This is a genomic window from Mesobacillus boroniphilus JCM 21738 (genome assembly GCF_000517385.1).
Lineage (GTDB): Bacteria > Bacillota > Bacilli > Bacillales > Cytobacillaceae > Mesobacillus > Mesobacillus boroniphilus.
Window position 1 is genome coordinate 1 of sequence record NZ_BAUW01000196.1, and the last position, 1905, is coordinate 1905.

The following is a 1905-nucleotide window of genomic DNA, read 5'->3' on the forward strand; positions in this document are numbered from 1 at the left end:
GGGGAATTTTATATTTAGATGCAATTTTACTAAGGTTGTCTCCTTTTATAACTTTGTAGGTTACTGGTTTTATAGTCGATGTTCCAACAGGTTTTACAACCTTGGGAGCAGGGAAAGAAGAAAGGGAAGCAGAAACCTTCAAGTTCTGATTTGCATAAATTATATCAGAGGCCATGTTATTCAGTTTCTTTAGTTCAGATACAGTTGTGTTATGCTTTCTTGCAATCAGGGAAAGATTGTCTCCTTTTTGCACGACATAAGTATTTGCAGAGACATTCACAGCCATTACAGAAGAGAGGATTGCTGCTGTTGCGATCGAGGTAACTTTTTTCTTCAAATTTTTCACAGCTCCTAGTCTTATAATATGACAATATTTTATCATATTAAAAACAAGATTATGACAAAAAATTACCAAATTATGAAAAAATGACAAAAGGCATTTACAAGAATGGTAGTATAATTACAATTGAGTAAGGATGCTTATGGCTTGCTCAATTAATAGGAGGATACACAAACGTGGATTCACAACTAAGGCTACAAGACTTTGACCAACAATTTGTTTTGAATTTAATAAGGAGCACGTATGATAAAGGAAACCATGATCAAAAGTTGACGCTCAAAGAATTAATGGCTGACATCGAAGTACAGTTGAAAAAGGCAATGAAAGAATAGAGGAAACAGAGGCTTCTCCCCTGTATATAGGAAGAAGCCTCTGTTTTTATTTTAGGTCCAATGAATCAAATCTGGAAATCCCTTAAATTTCCTGATGTTTTTCTATTAACTTCCTATTATGATGAAGTTAATCTGGTAACAGAGGAGATTTTTGGTTTAGATAACATTATAGGAAAAGGTGGAAGAACGTAGTGGGTAAATTGATTAAGAAAGCGGTTAAAGTAACAGCAGCGGCAACAATTGGCCTTTCTGCTTATGCAGCAGTAAACCCTATTCAGTCAGAGGCAGCAACAACAGCTGAAAGTCTTGTCTTAAAAGCAGAGTCTCATAAAGTCCCAATGATTAGGGCTACCTCTGTTGATTACAATGCAGACGCGGTAACTCAGCCATGGACCATCTATAACAACGCAAAGAAGGATTATGCAGCAGCTAAAGCGGCTGTCAACAAAACTTCAGGAACCCAAAGGCAAGTACTAAGCGCAAGGCTTGACACGGTTAAGCTATGGATTGATCGCACTGCTGCCTATATCGACGCCATTTCCTCTGGAAAAAAATTAACCGCTCTCCAAAATACTTTGGAGACTCACCTTGATAATGGAGATATGCCTCAAGCAGTCCTGGAATATCATAAGCTATCTTATGAAATTAAGAAGCAAGCGATCATATTGTACCGTGTTTATGGAAAATCCACTCGTGAGGCTATCCTAGCGGAATATAAGTTACCTGCAGAAGCAGCGAAAAGAGAAGCACTGTATCCAGTCAGCATTCAAATTGAATTAGGAAGATTGGAAGCAGCTCTGGAAAAAGAAGATTTTGAAACAGCAGAAACACACGTATTGAATATTGAAAACTGGCTGTACGAAGTCGATGGTGAATTATATGATGTTCTGGAATCTGCATTCCTTGACCTGTTAATGGCATATGCCCCAACAATTGAAGAGATTGCCCTTGTCGAAGGATTTGAATTTACAATTGAAGATCCAGAGGCAAATGCTAAGGATGTATTCCTGTTTCTTGATGGAGAAGGGAACGCCCTTGACCTTGATCCAACCGAGTACGGCTTGGTCATTGAAGATGATAAAGGATATTTCAATCCGGACGGAACGTTAACAAGAGCATTTGCAGCTACAGGATTAACTAATGAAGGAACAGTCACGGTGAAGCTCGTGGATATTGCTCTTGATGAAGTTTTATTTGAAGAAGCTATTCAGGTTGTAAAAGCAAATTAAATAA

At 38.0% G+C, this 1905-nt stretch carries 3 protein-coding genes; 2 read left to right on the plus strand and 1 reads right to left on the minus strand.

The genetic code is table 11. The features are described from left to right. Positions 1-337: LysM peptidoglycan-binding domain-containing protein (locus tag JCM21738_RS21665; RefSeq protein WP_023627849.1), on the minus strand; the 337-nt coding region annotated here is incomplete at its 3' end. A gap of 179 nt (positions 338-516) precedes the next feature. Here JCM21738_RS21665 and JCM21738_RS24630 point away from each other — a divergent pair. Together JCM21738_RS24630 and JCM21738_RS21670 are read left to right on the plus strand one after the other, a co-directional pair. Then, positions 517-672 carry a YwzD family small protein gene (locus JCM21738_RS24630; protein WP_023627848.1) on the plus strand — a complete coding sequence of 52 codons (156 nt, stop codon included), beginning with the start codon at positions 517-519 and terminating at the stop codon, positions 670-672. A 191-nt stretch (positions 673-863) separates the two neighbouring features. Further along, entirely contained in the window at positions 864-1901 is a 1038-nt protein-coding gene (locus JCM21738_RS21670; RefSeq protein WP_023627846.1) for a hypothetical protein, read from the plus strand. Positions 1902-1905: the final 4 nt, after the last annotated feature.